Below are 26688 nucleotides of genomic sequence, written 5' to 3' on the forward strand. Positions count from 1 at the left end.
GAAGAAAGAACAAACAAAGCCCCCCTTTTTTCAAAGAGGGCTTTTTTCTTGAGGAACTTATAAACCGGCTAATCGGGAGCGATTAGAAGTTTACACGGACTTTTAGAGTACCTTGATGTGCAGTATATTTACTTGAAATCTGAGCATCGTAACCGATTCCGTACTCCATCTTAGCATCAGATCTTATGCTTGCACTTAAACCTAAATTATAAGATGTTTTAGCGGTTCTGTCAGGCTGGCTGATACACGGAGTAACTTGTCCGTCTAATACAGACTGAGTTTTAGATAATCTACCGGTTACTTTGTGAACCACAAAAGCGTGAACTTCCGGATATACCGCAAGATCAGTTATGTTCATAGTACTGCCGGCTACTTTAGCACCTACTATTAAATCGGTTCTATCGCTAAATTTGCTGTTAACTTGCTTGTTTGCAACTGTTGTACCGGTTTCTTTGTAGTTTTCGTCAGAAGACTTTAAGTAGCTAAGTCCTGCCATTGGAGTTACTAACACACCTTGCATTGCATTGTAATCATAACCGACTGTTAAGTTACCACCGAATGTCATGTTATCGTAATGACCGGCAGCAATTTGCTTGCTCATATTACCGTTAGCATCGAAGAAGTAACGCTGACTTTTGTTCTTCACTTGGTTTAAGCTAAATATTGCACTACCTTGAGCAAAGAAGTTCTTAACAAGCTGCTGGGCACCATATAGAGAGAATGAGAAACCGTTAACGTCGGTTTTATCACCTTTCTTATAATCTTGGTGTTTTATATCAGTTTTAGTGATACCAATAGCAGCACCGATCATTAAGTTATCGTTAGCTAGCGTATCTAAACCGATTACGACACCGGTGGTTTTAGCTTTATAACCAGCTAAACCACCTTTCTTACTTTGATGTGTATCAGTATAGAAAGGTTTTGCCCATATACCGTAAGCTACATTATCAACAGCCTCGTCACCTGCAGCAACCGCAGCCGGTATTGCTCCAGCTTCAGGTCCAGCCATTTCAGCAGTTTCAGGAGTACCTAAATATCTAAGAGCACCTAATCTGTTACCAAGTTGAGCTTGGATATCTTTAGCTACATCTAATTGTGCATTAGTTATGGCCGCACTTGTATCGGTAACGATAGCTCCAACAAAGTTAGCAGCATTAGCACTATTTTTAGCTAAAAGAAGATTATTATATGCTGCAGTATTAGTTGCATTTACAAATGTTGTAACGTTCTGACCTACACCCGGTGCACCTCCAAACGGACTATTTGCGATATCATTAGTAACTACGTTTTCTGCATTGTTAGTACGTGTTATTACATAATCTTGGTTAGCAGCACGTATTAAACCATAATTTACGAAACGATTACTTCCGGTTACAACAAAGTTGGGACCTCCTAAAGTACCGTTAAATCTAGCACCACCTTGGATTAAAGTATAAGTTTGTGTACCACTGAAATTTGCATTGGCATTATCTTGTACTTTAATGGTTGTAGTTCCTGTGGTTGTTGCATTAACTTGCGCACCTTCCAAAATAACGATGTTACCTATATTACCGTTTGCTAATGTTAAAGTAGTTTCAATAGAAGTATTGTTTCCCCATGTTGAAGTACCACTTGCAAATGTTAAAGTATTTGTAAGAAGATTGATTTTACCGTTAATAGCAGTAGTACCGCCGCCTAAAATTACATTAGAATTTAAAATACCTAAGTTATAAGTACCAAAGTCTATGACTTGTGAATAAATATTTCCTTGTAATCCTGCACCACCATCACTACCTGTAAATCTAACAGAAGCTACAGGAGTACCTGAATCACCTATATTACCGACGAATGCATTACCTAAATAAGTTACAGTACCATTATTAGCTTTAGTAGTACCAATCATACTTGTAGAATTAGACAATATACCGTCAACAAATCTTACATTACCGTTACCGTTAACACTTCCAAGAGTAATTTTACCGTCAAAACCTATTCCGGCTATACCGCCTGTAGTAACAGTTACACCGTCATTAATTGTTGCGTTAGTTGCAATAATATTACCTAAATTGTTATAGTCTGTAGTAAACGTTACTTGCTTGAACTTTGAAGCGCCAATACCTGTGCCTAAGCCATAAACTGTACCAGGGATATTAGGAATACCACCGCTAAGTGTGACAGTACCTTGATTATTGTTTATAGTACCGATACCTGCATATAATGTAGTAGCATTAACGATTATATCGTTATCGCTTCCAAGACCTAGACCTACGATATTATTTTGATCACCTATTACTTGACCGTCAGCGATGACACTATCAACACCTGAAACAATCACGCTAGGAACATTAAAACCTGTAGCTGTTTTATTACCTACGGTACTTTTAATTGTTAAAGGCATTATGTTGCCTGCATCATTGAATGGAATGCCTCTAGGTAAGAATACAACTGCACCTAAACTTGAATTTTCAAAAGCAACCGTATCAGTCACGGCACCATGATAATTACCTGCATTACCTATCTCATTAATCACTACGTTACCGGGACCAGAAACCGTTATTTGTTTTAAAGCATTAACAGGTGCAGCTTGTTTGTTTAATGTTACGGTAATAGGACCGGTGTTAACGAATTCTAATATACCAGTACCATCGGCAGATGCAACAAAGTCTGCAGTATAGTTACCACCGATTTGTAAGGTAGAATTAGCTGCAATTGTAGTGTTACCGTTAAATGTTGCATTACCTAAGAACTTAACAGTAGTACCGTTATCTAATGCTACAGTATTAAACTTATTACCTTGCTGTCCACCGACTGTACCGCTTACTATATTTATTCCACCGGCATTAAAGATGAAAGAACCTACGTTAGCATCGGTAGTAGTAATATTAGTAGCATATAAATTTACACCTTCACCAACATTTAATACAGTATCAACATTAACCCCTTTAGATCCAAAATTAATTTCTGCAAGTGGATTTGTAGCACTACCTAAATTTGTACCGGCTGCAAGAGTTGTATTATTATTTACAACAGGATTAAATATTATTTTACCTTGACCGGCAGCATTTGTAGTTCTTGTTATTAAATAAGTATTATGAGCGAATTGTACTGCACCGTTATTTCCAATAACTAACTCGTTAATAGCAACATCACCGTCACGTAAAGCTGTTTTACTTGAGCCAATATTAAATTGTCCAAGAGTTTTATTATTAGCTCCAATAGTACCGATTTTACCGTTAATAGTTAAAGTTTGAGCATTTGTTAGGCTACTCGCATCAACAACGCCTGTTTGATCAGTAATTATAGCTAAATCAAAATCAACTACAATATTATTTTGAGTGCTTGTGAATTTAATAGTACCACCGTTAGCTTGGAAATCAATCGTTCCACCATTAGCACCGATAATATTTGCTCCACCAAGTGTTAATGTTTTTGTAGCATCGTTAGCTAAAGTAATACCTTGTAACGCAGCAGCACCGCCAGCATTCCCTATATCGCCGGTAATTGTAGCACTACCGTCTAAGGTAATAGTACCGGCTGCAAGAGCACCGGCGACAAGAGCAGTTTGGTTAACTTTACCGTTTATAACTGTACCGTCAGCAAGTTTAAAGACAGAACCGGCATTTCCTAAACGTAACTCGGCAGCATGTGTTCCTGATAATTGGACAACTCCGGCACCTGATGCTTCAATTGCTGTAATATTATTTGTCACCGCAACATTTGCATCTGCACTAGCACTTGCTAAAGTACCGTTAGCATCAAAAGTTATCACACCTGCAGTGTTACCGGGATTGCTAGCATCACCTGTAAAATTACCTTTAAGGGTCATAGCATCAGGAACTGTAATCTGTGCTGCAAGATTACCGAAATCAGTAGTACCAAAGTTTGAGTTTTGGGTTATTGCAACTTTAGAAGCTGCTGTCTTAAAGGCAGTAGTACCGTCTGTACCAACGTCAACTATGTGTCTAAAATTTACTTGTCCAACTGCATTAGCACTTTGTATAACCATGTCTTTAGCATAAACTTGTCCATCGATTGTTGCTACCTTACCATTATCTACGCTAACAACAAATCCTGCAGCTCTACCTGCGCCATTATTAGTACCTATTACTGCATTAGCAGGGCCTGCATTAGCTTTAAGTTGACCGTCTACTGCAACAGTGTTAAATTCAATAATACCTTTTAGATTACCGCCTAAACTTCCTGTAACGTTAAAGTCGGTAGCAGCAGCATTCTTACTTAACAATACTAATCTACCCGTACCGTCTGTTCCATTAAAATTAATAGTAGTACCACCTGCTTGTAAATTTAAAGCATTAGCATTATTAGCATCAGTATTGAATATGATACCTTGACCGTCACCGATATTAATTGCATTAACAGTAGCAAAACTTTTACTTGAAACTTTAATAAATCCATTAGTAACATTTAATGTACCGTTAGCACCATTAAGTATTGTAGCATTATCTCCAAGTATAAGAGGAGCTTTTTGAGTTGTAGGATTTGCTAAATTAAATACTAATGTAGAAGCCGCAGCACCGAAGTCTATTTCTCCTACACCTTGAAGATCATTATTTTCAATAGCAGCACCATTATTAACTTGTACAACAACATTTTGAGCATTTTTTGTAGCAGCAGCTTGTACATTAGTAATACCTTGACCTGTTATAGTAAGAGTTTTACCGGCATTAAGCGTAAGGTTAAAGAAGTTAGCGTTATTAACAGCACGAGTGATGAACCCTAAGGTAGTATCTTCACTCACTGTCACTGCTAAATTGTTTGCAGTATTTAAAAACAAACCGTTAAAACTACCGGCTGGAGTATTTAAATTAATACCCTTATGAGCAGCAGCAGTAATAACTGCATTTAGAGGAACTGCAACATTTGCAGGAACTGCAGTTTGGTCAAATCCCGCACCATCAACAGTTGTAGCATCTGCGTTTGTTGTTCTATTCTGCTGTATAGCAGCACCCATAGCTGAACCTGCAAAACTGGCTACTATGGTAGCTGTAGAAGCAGTTACCAACCCTGCGGAAATTAATTTTTTTAGAAAATTTGGTTTTTGAGCCATAATTTTTGTCCTATATTTAAGTTAAAATTTAGTACCTAGTATTAAAACAATCAAACGTGAGTCAAGATATCCCACATTTGATAAGGAAATAACCTAATATTTTGTTTCAATAGTTTCTAAACTACGAGCTGAGCATACTATATATTGTATATAATTACAAGCATCGCTATAGTTTTTTTATAAAGTTTTAATAAATGTTATATTTAAATGTTATATTTTTACCACATTGGCGTTATGCCTTATCAGTGTCATCCCGTGGCTTGACCGCGGGATCCAAAAAAAATAACTTAATAAGTATACATTTTTGATTTTTTTAGATGGATACCGCTACAAGCTCGCAGTATGACACCAAGCACTGGATCCCGTGGTCAAGTCACGGGATGACGAACTAATTATCCCCCTAATCTTTGTTAAATATTAGCACTTCAGCAGTATTTGCCCATTTTAGCATTTCGTCGTATTTAGTATGCCAAATAAGCATAATTTCTTTTTCATATTCTACAATTTGCTCTTCGAATCCTTCAAATTGTTTCACCATTTGACGTGCTTTAGAAAGTATCGTGTCATTAGTAACGTCAAAAACTTTTTGCAAATGACGGTCTTGTTCTTCTTTATAATTTAAATGAGCTGCTCTACCAAGCTCGGCATCTTTATGCATATTTTCACTTCTTATCTGTATTTCAAAATTACGTTTAGAGTGTAAAAGCTGCACTATATTATGAAGAGACTGATAGCCGTTACTTTTTGGTCTATTGATATAATCTTTGGTGTATAACCAATCTAAATGCGGAGAACTCTTAACTACGTCCAAAGCATTATAGCATAGAGCTTTAGATTTAACTATAATCCTACATGCAATTAAGTCTTTCAATGCATCAATCGGCACTTCTTTCCTTTTCATCTTTTTTAAAACAGAATAAGGTTCTTTAAGACGCATATATATCTCATTTTCTATATCTGCTTTATTTAAATCTTCTTTAAGCAGATTAATAATATCACAAATCAAATCCCCTCCTGCTACCTAAAATTCTCTATATCTCTATTCTTAGTAAATATTACCTATAGCTTTTAGAACTTAAATCCACAAGACTGTTCATAACACTATTCAAGTAATTTATAAAATTAATTCTTTAACTAAAAATTAAAAAACAGATTAATAGTAAAAATAAATTTTTTCAATATAATTGTTTAATTAATTTTAACTTAGATTAATTGGATAAGTTCCTTAATAGCCATTTTACGGCTAAATACCTGCCGTTGTGCAGTTCTGTTGTCATCCCGTGGCTTTATGACCACGGGATCTTACATCACAGACTGTGTCCTAAGATACCGCGGTCGAGCCGCGGTACGACATTAAATGAATAATAGCCTTACGCAATAAACAAGTCAGAAAATTTATCTATAGAACTTTCCGACACACTACATAGAACTTCAGACATTTTGTTAAATTCTCCGGTACATTCAAGCACTATATCTACGCCTGCATCTAAAACTTCTTTGGTCATATCTGCCATACTACCGCTTAAAGCTTTCATATCTATTGCATCGGAAATAATAAGCCCTTTAAAGCCGATATTATTTTTAATATAGTCTATCACTTTTTTTGATAGGGTGGCAGGATTCTCAGGATCAAGAGCTTTATAAATTATATGTGCCGTCATAGCAAGTTTAATATTATCGTGCTTCCCGAGCTCCTTAAATACTTTAAAGTCTGTTTTTGCTAACTCTTCTATATCAACATCGACAATCGGTAATTTTTTATGGCTATCCACCGTAGCTCTACCATGGCCCGGAATATGTTTTATACAAGCCCCGACTTTCTCTTCTTGTAATCCGTCTATAGCAGCTAAACATAAAGGCACGACTACTTCCGGCTCCCCGCCGAAACTTCTATCGCCGACTATCTTGTCTGCTCCTTCGTGGAGCAAATCCGCTACCGGTGCAAAATCTAGATTAATGCCTACTTCTCTCAGCTCTTTCGCAATATCACTATAATTTTGTTTACATGCTTGGGGATCAGTAAAAGTTTGAGCAGCCGGAGCGTCATAAAAAGTCGGTGCTATAAGCCTTTGTACCCTACCGCCTTCTTGATCTATAGAGATGATAGTATTTTCCCCTAATACTTCTTTTATATCTGCAATAAGCTTAATAAGGGCTTCTTTAGCCTGCGCACCGTTATCATTCTTTCTAATATTACGACGGAATAAAACTACACCTAAAGGATTATGCTCTTCAAATAATTCTCTTTCGGCATCGGTTAATTCAGGACCAGATATACCTATAATTACTGGCTTTACCATTTGTCTTATTGTCATAATATGTTCCTTTCTTTTCTTTAAAACGTGATATGACAAGTACTATACGCACGTCATCGAGGAATCGGCAAGAATTTTTTTTATTTGAAGAGACAAATTATGGAAATTGGTAAGTAATATATCGATTCTAGCGGTAGAAAGAGATGTAATATCTTTATTTAAAGATTTTTGGAGTAGATCAATATCATTAGCAGTATAATATTTTCTATTATTTATTTTATAATTAGATAAATCAGGTTTTTTTGTCTCTAGATATCTTAATTGATGTAAAGCAATATTTAAATGCTTAATCACTTCACTAGCAGAATAATATTTTTTTGTTAGCTTATTGTTTGTCATATACTCCGAATACAGATTTTGTTGCATGGCTCGTTTTATGTCATTCCCACGTAGGCGGGAGTCCCAAAAATAACCTTACTATTGATACACATTATTGACACAATAAACCTAAAAAAACAAGTTTTTTATAGGTTTTACTGGATTCCTGCTTTCGCGGGAATGACATAAAAAGCATTTTCCGAGACATACAACAAGCCAACAAATTATAACGAAGTTCATCGAGTAGATTCATTAATTAAAGCTTTTAATTTAGAAGAAGGGACAAAACGTAAATGCTTTTTTGATTCTATAATTACCGGTGCTTTGGTATGAAAATTTATTCCGGGACGTGGATTTTTTTGTTTCACCTCAAAGCTACCAAAATTCTTTAAAGTTAATTTTTGCTCTTTTGCTATTTCTAAAATATTAGAAAAAACCGTATGAACTATTTCCTCGCATAAATTATTTGAAAAACCCAATTTAGAGCTTAACATAGCTGCAATTTTTGCTTTGGTAATAGTCATAAATAATACCGGTTTTTAAGGGTATATTGTCTGCAGTCATTGCGAGGAGAAACTATAAGTTTCGACGAAGCAATCTCAGAAGTTGATCCTACTTTATGAGATTGCCGCGTCGATGCTACGCATCTCCTCGCAATGACATTAAAAAATTACGAATTTGCTTTTTCTTTATCGTTATTATATTCGTTAATATTTTTATTTAGCTCTTCTAATTTATCCACTAGGTGCTGACGTATTTTTTCTTGCTTCTTGCTGCCTGCTTTTTTATAAGCTTCCATTTTTGCTTTTACAGCATCTATAGATTTTTGCAGTTCTTCACCTTTTTTATCTTTCTGATCTTTCACATTCTTTTTTATCTCTGTAACGCTTTGGGCTATCTGATCATAAGTATTGCTTAAGGTCTGATTAAATTTATCGGCTCCCGTTTGTGCTAGGTTCGTTAAATTGTCTTTTAATTCCTGTAAGTTTTCGGTAATTGTTTTTGTACTGCTTGTAGCTACTTCTGCGGTTTGCACTTCATTTGCTTTTGTTTCATCCTTGGTAGGCAAAGCTGCAAAAATACTAGGTGTTAATAATAAAGTAGCGGTAGCACCTAATGTTATTAAAAATTTTTTCATTATATTCACCAATTATTTATGTTTATTATTATATTGTTCAACTTTCTTACTTAAATCATCAAGTTTTTTCACAAGAGTCTGTCTATATTCTTCCACTTTATCATCTTTAATTTTCTGATAATCCTGTAACTCTTTCGTTAAAATTTTTATATTGCGCTTTTATAGTTTCTAAAGAATGGTCTTTACTATCCTTAGCATATTCCTCTAAATCATTAATTTTGACGGATAATTTATCTGCTACTTCATGACATTTTTTATTAAAATCGACAGTAATAATTTTAGCAGAGTCCTTAAGATTTAAATGTAATTCTTCAAGTGCTTCACTTATAGTGCTTATAAAACCTCTTTATTGAAATAGTTTAATAAAAATTAAACTTAAATATTATATACCGGTATCATAAATAATATAATTATAAAAAGCAATTTTAAATTTATTTGATATAATAACTATATATTCAATAAAGTACATATTGAATATATAGTTATTATATCAAATAAATTTGAGGGTGTTATGACATTAGAACTAGGAAAAAAACTTCCTGATTTATCTTTACACATAGGTCAAGATAACGTAATTAAACTATCGGATTTAAAAGGAAAATTCGTAATATTATATTTTTATCCGAAAGACGATACACCTGGATGTACTATTGAAGCACAAGATTTTAACAAGCTAAAACCGGAATTCGATAAACTTAATACGGTAATTATCGGAGTATCCAAAGATAAGCTTGACTCTCATGATAAATTTAAAGAAAAATATAGTTTTAGGATTTGATTTAGCCTCTGATGCAAATTCCAAATTTATGCGAACAACTAGGGGTATGGATAGAAAAATCAATGTTCGGTAAAAAATATATGGGTATTGATTAGAGCTACGTTTTTACTTGATAAGGAAGGCATAGTTATGCATATTTGGCGGTCGGTAAATGCTAAAAATCACGCTCAAGAAGTACTTGAGAAATTAACGGACTATGCTTTCTTAAAATGTCATACCGTGGCTCATTTTTTTGTCATTGCGAGGAAATTGCATAGCAATTGACGAAGCAATCTCAGGATATTTGACGAGATTGCCACGCAGCCTACGGCTGCTCGCAATGACGTTTCATTTCTTCCATCTATTGTGAAACCAAAACCATTGAGCAGGATTTTGCTTAACCCATTCTCCTAGCATTTGATTAATATTAAGCATAATATTATAGCAATCGGCTTTATTATCGCCGGTTTGCTCAAACTTTAATTGCGGGTGAACTATTATTTTAAAATAACTGCCTTTAGTTCTAATGATTTGGCAAGGTATTAATTGATATTTATACTGCAAAGCAATTTTAGCGATGGCGCTTGCAGTCATAGCAGGATGCCCTAAAAAAGGCACTTCAATTCCATCGTTCATTTTTTGATCAACAAGCATAACAATAGATTCACTCTCCTTGATAGCCCTGACTAAAGCTCTGCTACCTTCAGGACCTTTCGGTATAAGTCTTAATTTATCACCGGCACGACTTTCATTAACCAACTTGTTAACATACGGGTTATTTGCTTTACGATAAATTACGGCAACTTTCGGATAAAAATTTATGAAGAATCTTAATACTAATATCCCAATTGGCAAAGTGACCGCCAAATAATAAAAAAGGTTGTCCTTCAAGTTTTTTAATATTTTCTATGCCGATTATTGCGATTCTACGCTCTAACTCGGCTTCATCCATCTTGCTAACACATGTAAATTCACCGATAAACTACCAAAATTATCCCAAGTTTGATCTATGATTGTTTCAACATCACACATATCGCCGAATACTACTTTAATATTTCGTCTAGCAATTTTATTAACAGCAAATAATATACCGACTTTTCTTGCTATAAAACTACAAATATCCGCCGCTTTATCTACACCGAATATTCCTATTACTTTCAGGAATATAACAACGATAAAATACTCAATTAAATATCTAAGCTTTTTTAAAAATTTTTTCATTTAATAAATCAGGATGGTTTATAGATAATTCTACATCTAGACAGACAATATTATTATTTAAATCATTAAACTTAACATGATCTTTTCTTGTAGTAACTAAGGTAGCATTATGCTCTTTAGCTAATGAATATAAATTTTCTAAATCTGCTTGTAAATAATTATAATGATCAGGAAAAATTTTGTAACCGGTTATATTTAATCCGTAATTTTTTAAAAGTCGCAAAGAAACGCTCAGGATTACCGATACCGCTAAAAGCAAAATAATTTTTAGTTTTATCTATATTATTTGAAGGAACTATTTGAGCATTTATTAACTTATTGACATAAGGAGTTAAAATATTTGGTATTTTTATCTTGGTGGCTACTGACTAAAAAAATTAAATCAGCTGCATCAAGGACTTTATTTGGATATTGTCTTAAAGGACCAGCAGGAATTAGAAAACCGTTGCCGAAAAGCCTTTGGCTATCTACTGAGACTATAGTAAAGTCTTTATGAAAATAAGGATTTTGTAGGAAATCATCAACTATTATTATATCAGGTTTAAGCTCGTTAAGTAACGGCACAATCTCTTTAATATTTTTAGTAGCAATAACTGCTCCGTACTTTGCAAGTATTACCCCCTCATCTCCTACCTCTAATGCTGTATGTCCTTGATGTATGGTAGTTGCACTTTTAAGGTTACTACCATAAGCCTTAGTTACTATTACAAAAACTTACATTTCTAGCTTTTAGTAATTTGGCTAGATACATTACTATCTGCGTCTTAACCCGTACCTCCTACGCTACAATTACCGACACAAATAACTTTAGCAGGCAACATAATAGGACCGTGCTAAACTAGCTCGTAAATAGCCTAAAAATTGATATATCACGCTTATAGGCAAAAGCAAATAAGCTATAATATTTCGCTTCTGCCAAAATTCCAGGATATAAAAGTTTGATCATAGTTTAACATTTATGGTAGTTAAAAATAAAGTCAAACGGATTGATTGCTTTATTATCTAACAGAATTTCAAAATGCAAATGTTCACCCGTTGCATTACCAGTGCTTCCTTGTATACCGATAAATTGACCACGCTTAATTTTATTTCCTTCCTTGACTGACATTTCTTTTAAATGAGCATATTTCGTAACAAATTTGCGTCCATGTTTTAATCTCAACAAAATTCCCCGTAATCAGGTGCTCTAGCGGCTTTTATAACAATTCCGCTTGCTGCTACATATATCGGTGCTGCTTTTTTAGCTTGTAAATCAATACCGCTATGGAAACATTTCTTTTTTCTTTTCTTTTTATGAGGACTTGTCCTAGTTCCGTAATGACTAGTAATTTTCGGCTCATATTCCGGCATCATAAGTGGTATTGTACTAATTATTTTATCAAGCTTGGTTTAATTCTGAGATATTATTCCTATGAGTTTGTTTTTTTGCAAAATAGCTAGCTTCCTGTTTAGAGAGAAACTTATATTTTGAATGTAGTTTCGTTACAACTGCCTTTATATTAGCTATTTTTATTTCGGCTGCTTCATTAAATTCTGCCAGGTTTTTATTATGTAATTTGTGTAAAAAAAAATCTTATTTTGTTTAGGGTTATTAATTATTAGACCTAAGTTTTTTGCATATATACATTTGCTATTTTTGTTTGTTAAATCATACTGTACTACTAAATCCGCATGGCTGATTTTATATTTTTGTTTTTAATTGAGATGAAGTAGTAGCAAGTAACGTAGTATCACTAGATTTTTAATACTGCTACAACCTTGGAACAAGAAAAACTATAAACAGTAAAAAGATATATTTTTTAAAAGACATTAAAGATAAATGTATGTAAATTTCAAATTAAGAGTGCCACTAAAATATTCTGTTAATTTCTCTAATTCTCCTCTATATCTTAGGGGGTTAATTAACATTAACCCACACTTTACCATATTTTTATCACTATTTAAAAGCTCATATTCAATAATCATAGTTTCTTTAAATCCGATATATTTGTAATTATGGTAAACATCACGGACTAAAGATAAATCTTTTATAGGTTACCAAATTAAGACAGTATTATTAAGAACTCGTAGCTTAATTTTTTTAAGTGCTTCAAGTAATTTTTGAAACTCATTTTTTACTTCAAAAGGCGGATCAAGAAAAATTAATCCTCTATTCTCTTTAAATGGTAGCAAAGCTTTGATAGCATTATAAGCATATATATTATGCGTATCATTTGGTAATAATTTTTTTAAACTTAAATAATCGCTTGGATGAAGTTCGCAGGCAATTAAGCGATCATTTGGTCTTAATAATTGCTTAATTATAAAAGGTGAACCTGGGTAGTGACTTTTGCCTGCTATATTTATTATATTTAAAAAAGTTTGTAAGAGCTGAGGAATAGGATCGGTAGCTTGCAGTAATTTATTAATTCCGTATCGCTTTCTAGAGTTTTAGAAGCCGCCTCCGAGTTTAAATCGTAAAGACCTAGCCCAGTAAAAGCATCTAAAACCGCAAAAGGTTTTTCTTTTTTCTTGAGCTGTTCTAAAATACTAATTAGGACTAAATGTTTGACTATATCGGCAAAATTGCCTGCATGATAAATATGACGATAGTTCATTTTAAATTAATCATAAATTTCACTTCTATGACCAACTCGCACGTATGGCTCTATGTCATTCCCGCTTTCGCGGGAATGACATAGAGCATATACTTTATAAACCATATTTCTTTTTTAAGAATTCCGTTGCTTCTGCTGAAGTAAGTAATTTATCACTTTTATTATTGCTTCTTGCTAAAGCAGTTTCTGCATCTTCTCTATCTTCTTTTAGTTCACGTAAATAATTTTTAATGGCTTCTCGTATTAATAGATTTAGGCATCTCGTCTAATTTAGCTACAGTAATTATATATTATATCATAGTATAATTTTACTGTGCAATCTTTCGTAAAAGCAGTGTAGATTAATACTATAGCCTTTAAATTAGACATTCTTTAAGTAAGTTAGTAGCCCATTTTCTGAAAGCGATCCCTCTCTTAGAATTTACCCTATATCCTACTGATATTATCATATCTAAATTATAGTATTCTACTTGGTATGTTTTACCATCAGCGGCAGTATGTGCAAATTTTGCACATACTATATTGTCTAGTTTTCTTTCTTTTAGAATTTTATTAATATGTTTTGTAATAACTGTTCTATCTTTGTCAAAAAGTTTAGCATTGCCTAGAAAAAGTTGTTTTATAGTGTAGTTTAGCTTTCCGATGTCATTCCCGCTTTCGTGGAAATGACATCGAGTTTTTTATTTACTATTTAGTTAGCAATGCCTTGCTTTAAACATTTTTTATAAGCGTAAGCCATTCTTCTTCATCAATAATTTTAATATTAAGCTCTTTAGCTTTTTTAAGTTTACTGCCTGCATCAACGCCGGCTACAACTAAATCCGTGTTCGATGATACGCCAACTGCAACTTTAGCCCCAAGCTTCTCAGCCGTTGCTTTAGCTTCTGCTCTAGATATCGTCGGTAAACTACCGGTAAATACGACTATCTTGTCCGTTAAACTACTCTGTTCTCTAGTCTCTTTATAATCTTCAATATTTAATATTTCACCAAGTTTTTTGATAAGCTCAATATTTTCTTTAACATCAAAAAAATCAATAATATCTACTAAAATCTTATCACCGATTCCTTCTAAATTGTTTAGTTTTTGATAAATATCAGGCTCATTTGTTCTAAGCAATTCCATTTGAGCTATAAAATTATTATAGCTGCCAAATTCTCTAGCAAGTAATTTAGCATTTTGTTCACCGATATGCCTTATGCCTAATGCATATATAAATCTTGGCAAACTAACGTTTTTTGATTTTTCTATATTTTTAAAAAGATTTTCTACTGATTTTTTACCCCATCCATCCATATTTTCAAGTTTTGCTAAGCTAGAGTCATTTTTTTCTTTTAAAAAGAAAATATCTAAAGGATTACTAATCAATCCCTTATCTATTAAAAACTCAACTTGCTTACGCCCAAGCCCCTCAATATCCATAGCATTTTTCGATACAAAATGACGGATACGCTCATAATTCTGAGCAGGGCAGTTAAGGCCATTATCACAGCGTATAATAATATCTTCAGGCGTATAATGCAATTTAGAATTGCATGACAGACAAAATAAAGGAGTATCAAACGTTTCTGTATCATTAGGACGTTTATCAAAATCAACTCCCATGATTTTAGGAATAACATCACCAGCACGTTGCAGGAATACATAATCCTTAATCCGCAAATCTTTTCGTGCAATTTCTTGGAAATTATGTAATGTTGCTCTGCTAACAGTTACCCCGCCTATTTCTATGGGTTCAAGTTCGGCTACCGGCGTTAACGTACCAGTTCTACCGACCTGTACAGTAATAGAAAGTAACTTTGTTTGTCCTATTATTGCAGGAAATTTATGAGCGGTAGCAAAGCGTGGACTTCGTGCAATAAAGCCCATTCTATTTTGCAGTGCAAAATCATTTAGCTTATATACTACTCCATCAATTTCATAAGGTAAATTTTCTCTATTTGTTTTGAGATATTCGTAAAAGGCGAAAATTTCTTCTTCAGAACTCGCAAGTTTAGATATTTCATTAATGTTAAAGCCGCATTCTTTTAATTTTGTAAGTAATTGATCTTGTGAAGAAGCGAGATTCTGTTCAGTTACCCCTCCTGAATATACAAAATATTTGAGCGGTCTTTTAGCCGTAATAGAAGAATCAAGCTGACGAAGTGATCCGGCAGCAGCATTACGAGGATTGGCAAATTTATCCTTGCCCTGCTCTTCTTGTTCTTTATTTAGATTTAAAAAAATCTTGTTTTTCAATATAAATTTCCCCTCGTACTTCTAAAAACTCCGGAACATTATCTATTTTATGAGGAAAATTTTTGATTGTTTTAATATTTGCTGTTATATCTTCACCGACATATCCGTCACCTCTTGTAGCTCCCGTTGTAAGCACCCCGTGTTTATAAACAGCAGAAAAAGACAAACCGTCTATTTTAGGTTCACAAAAGATAGGAGCAAACTCATTAAGGCGTAAGAAAATTTTTATACGGTCTACAAAATCTCTCACATCTTGCTCATCAAAAGCATTACTGAGAGATAGCATGGGCACTTGATGCGTAACTTTAGCAAATTTATTTGCTATTTTAGCCCCTACTTTTTTGCTAGGACTATTTTCTAAAATTAAATGAGGAAATTTTTGTTCTAACTTGAGATTGGTATTAAATAGCTGATCATACTCGCTATCAGAAACTAAAGGATTATCTTCTATATAATAAGCATGGTTATACGCTGCAATTTTATCAGCGAGTTCTTCTAGTAATTTTTGTGCTTCCTCTTCAGATATTAAATCAATATTTTGCATTAGTAGTTCATACTTTTATTTTAATTTACAATCAAATCCAATTCCTAAAATTTTTATTTTCTTCAAAATCGCTAATTGCTCGTTTTAGTCTTTCAGCATTTTTAGGACTTTTTAACAAGTATAGTTTCCTCCATAGCATTATGATCTTCAAGCGACATAATAACCACCGGTTTTTGTTTTTGTCTAGTTACAATCACTGAAGTGTGATCTGCACAAACTTTTTTCATAACATAACACACTTAAGTACGTTTACATGTAATAAGGCATGTTTTATAACTAGTCACTTTAAGAATCAAAATCAAAATCTTTACCTAGTTTAATATATGCTCTAATACGGCTCATGAGATTTTGGAAATATGTTAAATTATGCCATGTCATTAGCATAGAGCCAAGTATTTCACCGATTCTAACTAAATGATGTAGATAAGCTTTACTATAGTTTCTACAAGCAGGACATAGGCAATCATGTTCTAGCGGCTTGTTATCATCGGCATATTTGCTATTGCGGATATTTACCGTACCGTATTTCGTAAAAGCCTGACCGTTGCGACCTGAGCGTGTCGGGATTACACAGTCAAACATATCTATACCCCTGCTAACCGCACCTATAATATCAACAGGCTTACCGACTCCCATTAAATAACGCGGCTTATTTTGCGGCAGAAACTCAGGAGCATAATCAAGTACTTTAAACATAAGCTCCTGCCCCTCACCTACTGCAAGTCCACCTATAGCATAACCCTCAAAATCAAGTTCTACTAGATCCTTAGCCGATTGCTCACGTAATTCTTCGTAAACGCTACCTTGAATAATACCGAATTGTGCATAGCCTTCCCGCTTAACAAAAGCATTACGTGATCTATTCGCCCATCTAGTCGTAAGCTGCATAGAAGTTTTAGCTTCTTCAAAGGTTGCAGGGTAAGGCGTACATTCATCAAAAGCCATAGTGATTGTGCTACCGAGCAGATATTGTATTTCGGTAGAACGCTCAGGAGTTAACATATATTTATCGCCGTTAATATGAGAGCTGAAACTTACTCCCTCTTCGGTTATCTTGCATAACTTCGATAGCGACATTACCTGAAAACCGCCAGAATCGGTTAATATCGGCTTATCCCAATTCATGAATTTATGTAAGCCACCAAGCTGTACTATACGTTCGGCAGTCGGCTGAAGCATTAAGTGGTAAGTATTGCCAAGCAATATATCCGCCCCCGTTTCTGCTACCGATTCAGGTAGCATTGCCTTAACCGTTCCTCTAGTTCCAACTGGCATAAAAGCGGGTGTACGCATCTCACCGTGTGCGGTTACGATAATACCGCTTCTAGCTTTTTTATGCTGATGATGAATATTAAAAGAAAATTTTGACACTGATAATCACTTATTTTTAAAAGTAATATCTTAGCATACTATAGCTTATCCTGGAATATAAAAATTAAGATTAAAAGCAGTTGTTTTATGCTGTAATTTAGCCTTCCGATGTCATTCCCGCGTAATGATAATCTTTTCAACTCTAAATAATTATAGTCATTGACTTATTTTAATTACTTTATAGATTACTTTTCTTAAAAATGATAATTAAACTCTGTCATTCATAATATAATTTAATTTATAAGAGTTAAAATATGGAAAATAAAGAAGAAGAAACTTTAACCTTTGAGTGAATAATAGATGAAGAGGAGGAAAAGCGTTTAAAAGCTCACAATGCAAGGAAAGAGCTTAAGTTAATATTAATAACATTTGCTATTATTCTCACTAGTTTTTTAACTTTTTGTTATTTCTTTTTTAACTATATAGAAGAAAAAGCAGCAGGGTATAAATTACAGCAAGAACAAGAAGCAAAAATAAATAATAACACAACATGAAATTGTTTAAATACAATGTAACCAAAAACTATTAATCTATTTAAAGTTAAAAAATTATTTGTTATTACAATTTTTACACTTTTGCTTTAATTGTAATCAACTATTATTAATATAAATAAAATAACTTTTATGGAAGATATAAAATCTTGGAAAGAAAAGTTTGAAATTTGTGTTTACGCTACAAAGCTAGTTGATAAACTCGAATATTTAAACACTAAAGTAAAAAATCCTGTTGATATAGAGGAAGTTAAAACAGGTATCTACTACGCTCGTAAATATCATGGTTCACAAATGCGTCAGTCAGGTGATCCGTATTATTCGCACCCGATCGAAGTAGCGATTATGCTTGCAAAGTTTGTAGCAGACGAAGCGCCTAAGCTTTTTACTTCTAATATGATAAATGCTGCTCTACTTCCACTATACTATTGAGGATACAGAACTTACTGAAAAGCTGATCATCGAAATTTTTGGTAAAGTAAATAGCAAAACATGTAGAAGGTTTAACTAGAATTAAACCTCACGGACAAATCAGTGTCGAGGAAAGCTTAAACCTATTAATTAAGCAAAAAAGATAGGATACCGCACTTATAAATTATTTTCGTATTCATAATGTACAAACATTAGCAGCTAAATCACCTGAACAAGCGAAGCAGATCATTGTGGAAACATTTAAGAAGTTTCTAGTTGTTGCTATACATTTAGAGTGTTATGAAATTGAAAAAAAGTTTAATGAAATTTGCTATAGGTTTTTATACAAAGATAAATTTTCTCAACAAAAATAAATATCATTATTCACTATGAATAACCTGTTTCTTTTTCCAACTTTTGAAAATGATTTAGACCAAACATACAAATTATAAGTAATGGAACCATCACAACAAACAAACCATATTGACCCCAATATTTTGTTAAATATATAATTCCAAACGAAGTAATTATACACATTAAGGCTCTAGAAACAGCATATATCATACTACTGTAAAGCGTTGAAAAACCGGAGCCTAAAAAAGATTGAAACAGCAGGAACAGTATCAAATGAACATATTATCAAACCTATTTGAATTAAAGGAAGCTGGAAAGGTGTAGTTGTACTTTTTAAAAGGTATGGTGCAAATAGAATAAATATAAGAGTAAAGCTAATTTTACTCTAAGAATTTTTAAAGGATATATTTTATAACTTAGAAAACATATTAAAGACATACTAGCTAGGTAGAACATTAAAATAATAAAATTATGATGAATAACCTGAGCTGCACTATATCCAAATGCATTCTTTAAAACTTCACCACAAGTAATATAAGTATAGTAGAAAATATGGGCCAAGCACAACCATTATGAAAAAATATATAGTTGTCTTCTTATTAGGTTTTTGGTAAAAAATCTCATCGTTTTTTAATTCTTTTTTGTCGATATTTGCTTTTTCATATTTTCGTAAAAGTCTAGCACTTGCATCTACAAAATCAGGCGTTTCTCTAAGATGAGCTTTAGCGTAACCTCTCACAACTGCAATAATTGCATCTATCCAAACGGCAAGACGCCAATTAAATCCTTGAGTAGTAACTAAAGATAATATAGCTAACAGTTGTCCCAATTACTGATGCTACGGCGATAAAAGAAACTACGGGATATTGTATAGGTGGTTTTGTAATTTCAGTTAAATAAAGTTCTGCTACTACTATTTCACCTACAGAAGCTATACCTTGAATTACACGGCAAATTGTGATTAATACAGCAGCAAAATAACCTACTTGCTCATAAGTAGGAGCATTTGCCATAATTATACAGGATAAAGCCATTAAGGTAGATAATAATAGTAGATTTTCGCCCTAATTTATATCACCTATTCGACCAAAAACATATGCTCCTAGTGGTCTAAATATAAAGGTAGAACAAAAGGTAAAGGCAGAGAGAAGAGCAGCTGCACTCGCATCATATTTAGGAAAGAACAATTCATTTATACTGCTAAATGGACGTACAACATTAAATCAAAATACTCAAGCAAAGTAGCTGTAGATAAAATTCCCGTGGCTGCTTTTTGGTCGCTTGTTAAACTTCTCTGTTCTTTTTCATAGCCTAGCATAAATTCTTTACAAAAAATTAAATTGTAAAGAAATTTATACTGTTTTATATAAAAGTCAATAGAAAATTTCACTTTACACGATAAATAAGAAAAGGAAGTGCAACTTAATATATGCCGTGAATTGATAGAAAAAAGCTATAATATATTGCGATGTTTTTTATAGTTGTAATTATATAGATTTAACTGTATTCCCCAGCAAATAGTAACGTTAAAAGCAAGAAACAAACTAACAATTAGTACTTTAAATTTACTTTATTTTATTAGCATGGATAGATATGTGATAAATAAACTAATTGAAAGAAAAAATAAATAATGTACAGTAATAATGGTTCATTTTTAGATTGAACAGCAAAAATACTATACTATCATTGGTAGTTATAATTAAATATATTCAAAATATGCTTTTTCAATCACTAAATTTATACTCTATCTTAGTTGCAGGTCTTACAGCTACTTTTATCGTGTTTATGCGTCAATTATCTTATTACAAACAGCAAATTATTAATAAGGATTTAAAAATAATACCTGCATATTTTGATAAAAAAATGTTATATAAAATTCTTAATAATAACTGCGATAGATATTCTGCTCTTGAAATGATTAAATCATATTTTAAGTTGAAAACCGCAAGATCGTTATCATATGAAGAACTTGAAAATGATAAGCAATTAAGCGAATTATTTAGAGATTCTTTAAACTATTTTATTGATGATTTTATATCAAAATCCGATAAATCAGTTACAGTAAATAAAGTGTTTAGTATACAAGATGAACATAACAATACTCATAAATCATATGCGTTTTTAGAGAAAAATAAAATATCGGACAAAACACATCAAATGCTTATATATGTCAAAGTGCATTATATAATGACCAAAGACGACGAAGAAAGCTTAAACACTTTCATACACTTGGCTAAGATAATGCAAAAACAAAATTAGACACTCAAATAACAAATTTAAGAGTGAGCTTAACGAAGTCGTATAAGCGAATCTTACCAAATTCGGTATCAAGAGCTTAATATTGAAACTATATTTTTAAGTAAGACAGAGTTATTTAAAGCTCGGTTTAGAGTTACCTAAACCGAGAGATAAATTACTACTTACCTAAAAGTGGATATGTAACATTTTTTAAGAATTTTCTTTTAATATAAGTACATACTAAAAATGTCAGTACGGTACTTGGAACATAGCGAATTATCGTAGGTAAATATCTTATTAAGGTCTTAGTTGAGACTAAGTCAGTAAACGACGTACTGATGCTCCCTACTAACTCTCTACTTTTTGATCTTAAACAATCTAAAGTACGATATCTATTTTTGTATTTTAAATAACATCTAACAGCTTCAATAACCATAGAAGATATAATAGAAATTATTCCGCTTTGCATAAGAAAATAAAATTCCAGACTATCCGAACAATAACAATAATTAGCAATAATTATTAAAACTAAACCTAGAATATTAAAAAAATAGACAAATGATTTGCCATAAGATTTCTCTTCTTGCTTAATGCTACTTTTTAATAATTAATATATTAGAGATTTTAACATGGAATTACTTATTTCATAAGAATAGCGAGCAATACACCTGCACCAAAAGCGTAAGCGAGATTCCGCAAAGGGTGGTCACGTGTCAACTCACATAAATCCGCTACATTAGCTTTACCTTTATCCATTCCTTTATCTTTATAATGTTCCATAACGGGATGATAAATTACCTAACTGCTCATCTAGAATATCTCTGGATTACCTTTTAAATTACGTAATCTTGACACTAAGCTTTCAATATCTTTTTTGATACCTTCGACATCTGCTTTAGCAGAGTTTGAATTTGATTCTTTCATAATTTACTCCTTTATTAGTTTACATTTTGTTAAGCAAATTATTTTGCCTACAAAACTTATACGATGCTCCTCTTATAAGAACTTTACAATAGCTTAAACAATAAAAAAACCGAATCTAAACTAGATTCGGCTAAATTTAATGATTTTTTATTTCGTATTACTTCTACTTACTACCGAATGAAGAAACAATTTTATTAATTAATGACTCAATATTAATTGCTGATTGAGTATATTTTATCTCTTCATTAGCCGCTAAATTTTCATCGTCATTACCCGGTACAATTGAAATATATTTACCTCCAAGTAACCCGCTGGTGACTACTTGGGCTTTAGAATCTTTAGGTATTTTAACATCATCATTAATATTTAGATATACACTTGCATCAAAACTATTTGGATCTAAAGTAATTTGCTTTACACTACCGATTTTTATACCTGAAATCATTACGTCGCTTCCAACTGCTATCCCTTCCGCACTTTGGAAATGAGCAGTTACCTGATATCCTTTTGAGCTAGTTATAGAACTACCTGTTTTGTAGGCAAAAATCAAAAATAGCAAAGCAATAATTAATACTACAAAGCCTATAATTGTTTCAATAATGTTCTGTTGCATTGTTTTTTATATTTTATTAATTAATTACGGTTGCCATCTATTATATTTAAGATTTGATGTTTTAGGCAGCTTTTTAACTATTTTATTATTCTTTTGCCATGGAAAAAGCTGAATATTTTTTGGTATCTCATTTACTAAATGATGTAACCAAGCGTGCCAACTTGGCGGAATTTTTGTAGGTTCATTTACATTTTTATAAATAACAAACCTCCTTGGACGCCCTAAATAATCAATATTACGGCTTTCATAATATTGATTCAAAAACTCATCTTCTCCTACTTTTTTGTGAAAAAAAGTAATAAAACACTTATCTATCCACGACATTTTAAAATTTCTATAGCAGTTTCTCTTCCTTGCACTGCAAGTTTATCGGCAGCAACATTACCGCTATTATTTGCATGACCTTTTACCCATTTCCAAATAATAGTATGTTTACTCAATTCTGCGTATAATTTTTGCCATAAATCAGCATTTTTAACGGGTTCATTGTTGCTTTTACACCAATTATTTTTTATCCAATTATGAATCCAAGCGGTAATTCCTTGTTGCAAATATTTACTATCGGTATAAATCTCAATATTACAAGATTTTTTTAAAATCCTCAAGGCTTCAAGTGCTGCCGTAATTTCCATACGATTATTAGTCGTATCTAACTCATACCCAAATACTTCTTTGCTAGTATCATTAAATTGAAGCAAAGCTCCCCACCCTCCGGGACCTGGATTACCTGCACATGCACCATCAGTATATATCACTACTTTTGAATCCATAATATGCATTAACTAGGTTTAGAAGAATTACGAAACTTATCTAACATTATAACATTTGGACTTGAAGATGATGAAGTCTGATCACTTTTATTATTACTTATTGCCTCTTCATGTTGAGGATTTTCATGTATATTTAACGACTGATTAAAAGTGAGACTGTAATTATTATTGGAATCAACAAAGCTAATAAGTGCATCAAAAGGTACGTAAATTATTTCTTTAACACCGTCAAAACTTACCGTTAAAGAAAAGCCCGTATCATTTACTATTAAATTTTCAAACTGATATTGCAGTACTATTGTTATCTGTTTCGGATATGCCTGTTTAACTTTTGAAGGTAAAATTACTGCAGGGTTATCGGTTCTGTACGATATGTATATTAACTGATCCCAATATAAATTTTCATGCTGAATTTTTGTTAGAATTTTTTTCACAAATTCTAGCATATATTCATGCACAAATTTTTTATATTCAATATTCATACGAGAAAAATAAATAAAAATAAGTCAACGAAGTTTAATTTGAACAGTTTAAGTCATTGCAAGGAAAAACTGTAAGTTTTGACGAAACAATCTCAGGAGTCCTACTTTATGAGATTGCCACATTCTCTACGTTCGCCTGCAATGACAAGATCAACCGTTTTTAGGCAATGCCAATTTTTCAAATTAAACAAGTATAAGTGAGGGTTGTTCTGTTGCCGGCACACCCTCCAGCCGCGTAGGATTAAGCTGCTAAAGCTAAATGACCTACAGAACGATTATTATCGTTTGCGTTTCTTTGTTTTGACCCATATGGCACAAGCCATCGGCGGAATCATCCCGAGTAAAAGCAATCTTTTTATTAGGCACGTCGATCCTATTTCGCCCCCCAAAAATACTTGATGAACTTCGTATTGTCTACTCTTTAAGAGTTATTACATATTTAAACTTTTCTAAATGACGTAGCTAATAAAGAGAAATTTGAAGGCAACACGGAACGCAGAACCGCAGGGTACACGCAAGTAACGTGAGGATTCGAATACCGGATCGACGTACAAATTACCTTTAGGAGCAAGTTATTTAGAAAGTTTTGGTGGAGGCGTCGGGTACTGCCCCGAGTCCGCAACCTCTATTCTAAATTACGTTTATTACTATAGCTATATTAGCACCAAATATTATGCCTTAATTTGATTAAAATGTAAAGGCCAAATAAGAATTCTAGATTTATATTAAAAATGGACTTATAATAAATGGTTAGAATTCTAAATTAAAAACTTAATTATGCTACCAAATCTTGGAATTATCGCCGGCAGAGGTTCATTACCTTACTTAATAGCAGGTAATTATACAAAGCAAGGCGGTAATTGCTATATCGCAGCAATTAAAGACGAAGCTGATATAGAGCAAATTAAAGATTTTGAATATAAGATTTTAAAAATCGGTATGGTCGGGGAAGCTATAAAATATTTTAAGGAGCATAAGGTAAAAAATATTATTTTTATCGGTGGAGTTAATAGACCGAATTTTAAAAATTTAGCCGTAGATAAAATAGGCGGTTTATTGCTTTTCAAAATAGTTGGGCAAAAAATTCGAGGAGATGATAGTTTGCTAAAAATAGTAGCGGATTTTTTTGAAAGTTACGGTTTCAAGGTAATTTCAAGTAATGAAATATATAAAAATCAACAAGGTAACTCCAATATTATAACCAATACTAACCCTATAAGTTCAGATAAAAATGATATTGAGCTTGGAATAAAATTATTGAATCATCTAAGTGCATTCGATATCGCACAATCGGTTATAGTTGAAAGTGGCTATATACTTGGTATAGAGGCTGCCGAAGGAACGGATAATTTAATAACGAGATGTGCAGGTTTACGTAAAAATCCTCATGGAGGAGTATTAGTAAAAATAGCGAAATTAGGTCAAGATAATAGACTAGATATGCCGACGATCGGTCCTAATACTATAAAGAATCTTGCTAAATATAATTACAAAGGGGTAGCGATTCAAAAAAATAACGTAATTATAGTCGAAGAGGAATTAACTATAAAACTCGCTAATGAACATAAAATTTTTATAACAAAATGTTAGCAATAGGTATTACCGGTAGCTATGCATCGGGTAAAACTTTTATGTTGGATTATTTAACAGAAAAAGGATATAAAACTTTTTGTGCCGATAGATGCATAAAAGAATTATATCAAGATGTAGTTTTGCAAACTCAGATTTTAAAATTACTACCTGAACTTGAGTCTTTCAATATTAGAAAAATCAGTAATTTAATTTACAATAACGACCTAGCTAGAGAAAAACTACAAAATTTTATTTACCCCTTACTAATAGATAAACTCATTTTATTTAAAAAAGAAAATGCTAATTCCAAATTTGGCTTTGCCGAAATACCGCTGCTTTATGAAGCTAAATTTGAGAAATATTTTGATTTTGTCGTAACAATATACTGCTCTGAAGCAATAAGAATGCAAAGAGCAATAACGAGATCTTCGTTTGATATAGAAATTTATAATAAAATCAAAGAAATTCAACTATCACAAGAAAGCAAAATAGCAAAAGCAGATTTTGCTATAAATAGCGGCGTTGATATGTTAGACTTGGAAAAACAAATAGCGAAGCTAATAAAGGATTTGGAATGTCGAGTTTAAGAGAAATAATTTTAGATACCGAGACTACGGGACTTGACCCACGACAAGGTCATCGAATCGTTGAGATCGGTGCTATTGAGATGGTAAATAAGGTATTAACAGGCAGGAATTTTCATTTTTATATTAATCCTGAGCGAGATATGCCGTTTGAGGCTTATAGAATTCATGGCATATCCGGCGAATTTTTAAAAGACAAGCCTCTATTTCATACAATAGCCGATGATTTTTTAGAGTTTATTTCAGATAGCAAACTGATTATTCATAATGCTCCTTTCGATATTAAATTTCTAAATCACGAATTATCATTATTAAAAAGAACCGACATTAAACTCTTGGAACTAGCAAATACTATTGATACTTTAGTAATGGCTAGAAGCATATTTCCAGGCTCAAAATATAATCTTGATGCATTATGTAAAAGATTTAAAGTTGATAATTCAGGTAGGCAGCTTCACGGAGCTTTGAAAGATGCCGCATTACTTGCAGAAGTATATGTAGAGTTAATGGGCGGTAGACAATCCGCTTTTAAAATGGTTGATAAATCTGCCGTAATAAATAATTTAGCAACTAATCAAGTAAATAACAAAACAGAGCAAACTACTATTGTTATTAAACCTACAAAAGAAGAGCTGCAAAAACATAAAGAGTTTCTCAGTAGGATTTTAAAAACTGCTTAGTAAAACGTCATTGCGAGGAGAGG

Annotated in this window: 24 protein-coding genes, 1 other RNA gene and 7 pseudogenes; 7 read left to right on the forward strand and 25 right to left on the reverse strand. The window is 32.7% G+C overall.

Going from position 1 to position 26688, the window contains the following annotated elements:
- Window positions 1-82: 82 nt before the first annotated feature.
- From ompB to ACSFFC_RS00925, 6 genes are all read right to left on the reverse strand, one after another.
- Window positions 83-5047, reverse strand: coding sequence for an outer membrane protein OmpB (ompB, locus tag ACSFFC_RS00900; RefSeq protein WP_014411002.1), 4965 nt, complete (start codon window positions 5045-5047; stop codon window positions 83-85).
- 400 nt (window positions 5048-5447) lie between these two features.
- Window positions 5448-6053, reverse strand: a complete 606-nt coding sequence (locus ACSFFC_RS00905; RefSeq protein WP_045817003.1) for a RelA/SpoT-related domain-containing protein — start codon at window positions 6051-6053, stop codon at window positions 5448-5450.
- Between the two features lie 364 nt (window positions 6054-6417).
- Complete coding sequence (nagZ, locus tag ACSFFC_RS00910) at window positions 6418-7362, reverse strand: beta-N-acetylhexosaminidase (RefSeq protein WP_014411003.1); 945 nt, start codon at window positions 7360-7362, stop codon at window positions 6418-6420.
- Window positions 7363-7404: 42 nt separating this feature from the next.
- The gene (locus ACSFFC_RS00915) at window positions 7405-7701 is read right to left on the reverse strand and encodes a MerR family transcriptional regulator (RefSeq protein ID WP_014411004.1); all 297 of its coding nucleotides are present in this window, start codon (window positions 7699-7701) and stop codon (window positions 7405-7407) included.
- Between the two features lie 215 nt (window positions 7702-7916).
- Window positions 7917-8204 carry an HU family DNA-binding protein gene (locus tag ACSFFC_RS00920; protein ID WP_004997606.1) on the reverse strand — a complete coding sequence of 96 codons (288 nt, stop codon included), beginning with the start codon at window positions 8202-8204 and terminating at the stop codon, window positions 7917-7919.
- 146 nt (window positions 8205-8350) lie between these two features.
- On the reverse strand, window positions 8351-8818 hold the full coding sequence (locus ACSFFC_RS00925) for a hypothetical protein (protein WP_014411005.1): 468 nt from the start codon (window positions 8816-8818) through the stop codon (window positions 8351-8353).
- A 511-nt stretch (window positions 8819-9329) separates the two neighbouring features.
- Between ACSFFC_RS00925 and bcp the strand changes: the two are divergent.
- Window positions 9330-9804 (forward strand): annotated as a pseudogene (gene bcp / locus ACSFFC_RS00930) (thioredoxin-dependent thiol peroxidase).
- A gap of 119 nt (window positions 9805-9923) precedes the next feature.
- Here bcp and ACSFFC_RS00935 read toward each other — a convergent pair.
- From ACSFFC_RS00935 to tgt, 9 genes and pseudogenes are all read right to left on the reverse strand, one after another.
- A complete protein-coding gene (locus ACSFFC_RS00935) occupies window positions 9924-10466 on the reverse strand; it encodes an LpxL/LpxP family acyltransferase (RefSeq protein ID WP_499217207.1) in 543 nt (180 codons plus the stop codon).
- Window positions 10360-10796, reverse strand: a pseudogene (locus ACSFFC_RS00940) (LpxL/LpxP family acyltransferase). Before ACSFFC_RS00940 ends, ACSFFC_RS00935 begins: the two are co-directional and overlap by 107 nt.
- A pseudogene (lpxK, locus tag ACSFFC_RS00945) lies at window positions 10771-11742 on the reverse strand (tetraacyldisaccharide 4'-kinase). The pseudogenes ACSFFC_RS00940 and lpxK overlap by 26 nt, the downstream one beginning before the upstream one ends.
- Window positions 11743-11745: 3 nt before the next feature.
- Window positions 11746-12606, reverse strand: a pseudogene (locus ACSFFC_RS00950) (M23 family metallopeptidase).
- Window positions 12606-13393, reverse strand: a pseudogene (rlmJ, locus tag ACSFFC_RS00955) (23S rRNA (adenine(2030)-N(6))-methyltransferase RlmJ). Before rlmJ ends, ACSFFC_RS00950 begins: the two co-directional pseudogenes overlap by 1 nt.
- Before the next feature lie 356 nt (window positions 13394-13749).
- Entirely contained in the window at window positions 13750-14037 is a 288-nt protein-coding gene (gene rhuM / locus ACSFFC_RS00960) for a RhuM family protein (RefSeq protein WP_331270847.1), read from the reverse strand.
- 67 nt (window positions 14038-14104) lie between these two features.
- Window positions 14105-16175 (reverse strand): annotated as a pseudogene (gene ligA, locus ACSFFC_RS00965) (NAD-dependent DNA ligase LigA).
- Window positions 16176-16276: 101 nt separating this feature from the next.
- Window positions 16277-16402, reverse strand: coding sequence for a type II toxin-antitoxin system Phd/YefM family antitoxin (locus tag ACSFFC_RS00970; RefSeq protein WP_014364972.1), 126 nt, complete (start codon window positions 16400-16402; stop codon window positions 16277-16279).
- Between the two features lie 58 nt (window positions 16403-16460).
- The gene (tgt, locus tag ACSFFC_RS00975) at window positions 16461-17546 is read right to left on the reverse strand and encodes a tRNA guanosine(34) transglycosylase Tgt (RefSeq protein ID WP_004997587.1); all 1086 of its coding nucleotides are present in this window, start codon (window positions 17544-17546) and stop codon (window positions 16461-16463) included.
- A gap of 293 nt (window positions 17547-17839) precedes the next feature.
- On the opposite strand from tgt, the gene ACSFFC_RS00980 reads away from it, so the two are divergent.
- A complete protein-coding gene (locus ACSFFC_RS00980; protein ID WP_231283015.1) occupies window positions 17840-18040 on the forward strand; it encodes an RP671a family tick cell line-upregulated protein in 201 nt (66 codons plus the stop codon).
- A 129-nt stretch (window positions 18041-18169) separates the two neighbouring features.
- Window positions 18170-18469, forward strand: coding sequence for a bifunctional (p)ppGpp synthetase/guanosine-3',5'-bis(diphosphate) 3'-pyrophosphohydrolase (locus tag ACSFFC_RS00985; protein WP_014411010.1), 300 nt, complete (start codon window positions 18170-18172; stop codon window positions 18467-18469).
- 853 nt (window positions 18470-19322) lie between these two features.
- On the opposite strand, the gene ACSFFC_RS00990 is transcribed toward ACSFFC_RS00985, so the two are convergent.
- The 3 genes from ACSFFC_RS00990 to ACSFFC_RS01000 all read right to left on the reverse strand — a co-directional run bounded on the left by ACSFFC_RS00990 (window position 19323) and on the right by ACSFFC_RS01000 (window position 20120).
- Window positions 19323-19631, reverse strand: a complete 309-nt coding sequence (locus tag ACSFFC_RS00990; RefSeq protein ID WP_231282952.1) for a proline/betaine transporter — start codon at window positions 19629-19631, stop codon at window positions 19323-19325.
- A complete protein-coding gene (locus ACSFFC_RS00995) occupies window positions 19582-19815 on the reverse strand; it encodes an MFS type sugar transporter (RefSeq protein WP_231282954.1) in 234 nt (77 codons plus the stop codon). The genes ACSFFC_RS00990 and ACSFFC_RS00995 overlap by 50 nt, the downstream gene beginning before the upstream one ends.
- Window positions 19816-19994: 179 nt before the next feature.
- Window positions 19995-20120: a hypothetical protein gene (locus ACSFFC_RS01000; protein WP_014411011.1), complete on the reverse strand. Its 126-nt coding sequence runs from the start codon at window positions 20118-20120 to the stop codon at window positions 19995-19997.
- A gap of 368 nt (window positions 20121-20488) precedes the next feature.
- Between ACSFFC_RS01000 and ACSFFC_RS01005 the strand changes: the two genes are divergently transcribed.
- Window positions 20489-21061: a hypothetical protein gene (locus ACSFFC_RS01005; RefSeq protein WP_014411012.1), complete on the forward strand. Its 573-nt coding sequence runs from the start codon at window positions 20489-20491 to the stop codon at window positions 21059-21061.
- A gap of 157 nt (window positions 21062-21218) precedes the next feature.
- Here the strand turns inward: ACSFFC_RS01005 and ACSFFC_RS01010 are convergent, their stop codons facing one another.
- The 7 genes and pseudogenes from ACSFFC_RS01010 to ssrA all read right to left on the reverse strand — a co-directional run bounded on the left by ACSFFC_RS01010 (window position 21219) and on the right by ssrA (window position 24532).
- Window positions 21219-21632, reverse strand: coding sequence for a hypothetical protein (locus ACSFFC_RS01010; RefSeq protein ID WP_231283016.1), 414 nt, complete (start codon window positions 21630-21632; stop codon window positions 21219-21221).
- A 47-nt stretch (window positions 21633-21679) separates the two neighbouring features.
- A pseudogene (locus ACSFFC_RS01015) lies at window positions 21680-21964 on the reverse strand (hypothetical protein).
- Window positions 21965-22127: 163 nt separating this feature from the next.
- On the reverse strand, window positions 22128-22577 hold the full coding sequence (gene mlaD, locus ACSFFC_RS01020) for an outer membrane lipid asymmetry maintenance protein MlaD (RefSeq protein WP_004997581.1): 450 nt from the start codon (window positions 22575-22577) through the stop codon (window positions 22128-22130).
- A gap of 24 nt (window positions 22578-22601) precedes the next feature.
- A complete protein-coding gene (locus ACSFFC_RS01025; RefSeq protein WP_004997578.1) occupies window positions 22602-22901 on the reverse strand; it encodes an NADH-ubiquinone oxidoreductase subunit NDUFA12 family protein in 300 nt (99 codons plus the stop codon).
- Window positions 22889-23356 carry a ribonuclease HI gene (gene rnhA, locus ACSFFC_RS01030; RefSeq protein WP_014411013.1) on the reverse strand — a complete coding sequence of 156 codons (468 nt, stop codon included), beginning with the start codon at window positions 23354-23356 and terminating at the stop codon, window positions 22889-22891. The genes ACSFFC_RS01025 and rnhA overlap by 13 nt, the downstream gene beginning before the upstream one ends.
- Window positions 23356-23829 (reverse strand): SspB family protein, encoded by a 474-nt coding sequence (locus tag ACSFFC_RS01035; protein ID WP_004997576.1) that lies wholly within the window; start codon window positions 23827-23829, stop codon window positions 23356-23358. Before ACSFFC_RS01035 ends, rnhA begins: the two co-directional genes overlap by 1 nt.
- Before the next feature lie 196 nt (window positions 23830-24025).
- Window positions 24026-24532, reverse strand: a transfer-messenger RNA (tmRNA) gene (gene ssrA / locus ACSFFC_RS01040).
- A gap of 74 nt (window positions 24533-24606) precedes the next feature.
- Between ssrA and ACSFFC_RS01045 the strand changes: the two genes are divergently transcribed.
- Genes ACSFFC_RS01045 through dnaQ form a run of 3 tightly spaced genes read left to right on the forward strand, consistent with a single transcriptional unit; the run spans window position 24607 to window position 26665 of the window.
- Window positions 24607-25419 (forward strand): LpxI family protein, encoded by an 813-nt coding sequence (locus ACSFFC_RS01045; protein ID WP_014411014.1) that lies wholly within the window; start codon window positions 24607-24609, stop codon window positions 25417-25419.
- Window positions 25413-25988 (forward strand): dephospho-CoA kinase, encoded by a 576-nt coding sequence (gene coaE / locus ACSFFC_RS01050; protein WP_010977684.1) that lies wholly within the window; start codon window positions 25413-25415, stop codon window positions 25986-25988. Before ACSFFC_RS01045 ends, coaE begins: the two co-directional genes overlap by 7 nt.
- Entirely contained in the window at window positions 25976-26665 is a 690-nt protein-coding gene (gene dnaQ, locus ACSFFC_RS01055; protein ID WP_004997573.1) for a DNA polymerase III subunit epsilon, read from the forward strand. The genes coaE and dnaQ overlap by 13 nt, the downstream gene beginning before the upstream one ends.
- Window positions 26666-26688: the final 23 nt, after the last annotated feature.

Origin of the sequence: Rickettsia parkeri (genome assembly GCF_051427245.1) — a bacterium.
In the GTDB taxonomy this organism is placed as follows: Bacteria; Pseudomonadota; Alphaproteobacteria; order Rickettsiales; family Rickettsiaceae; genus Rickettsia; species Rickettsia rickettsii.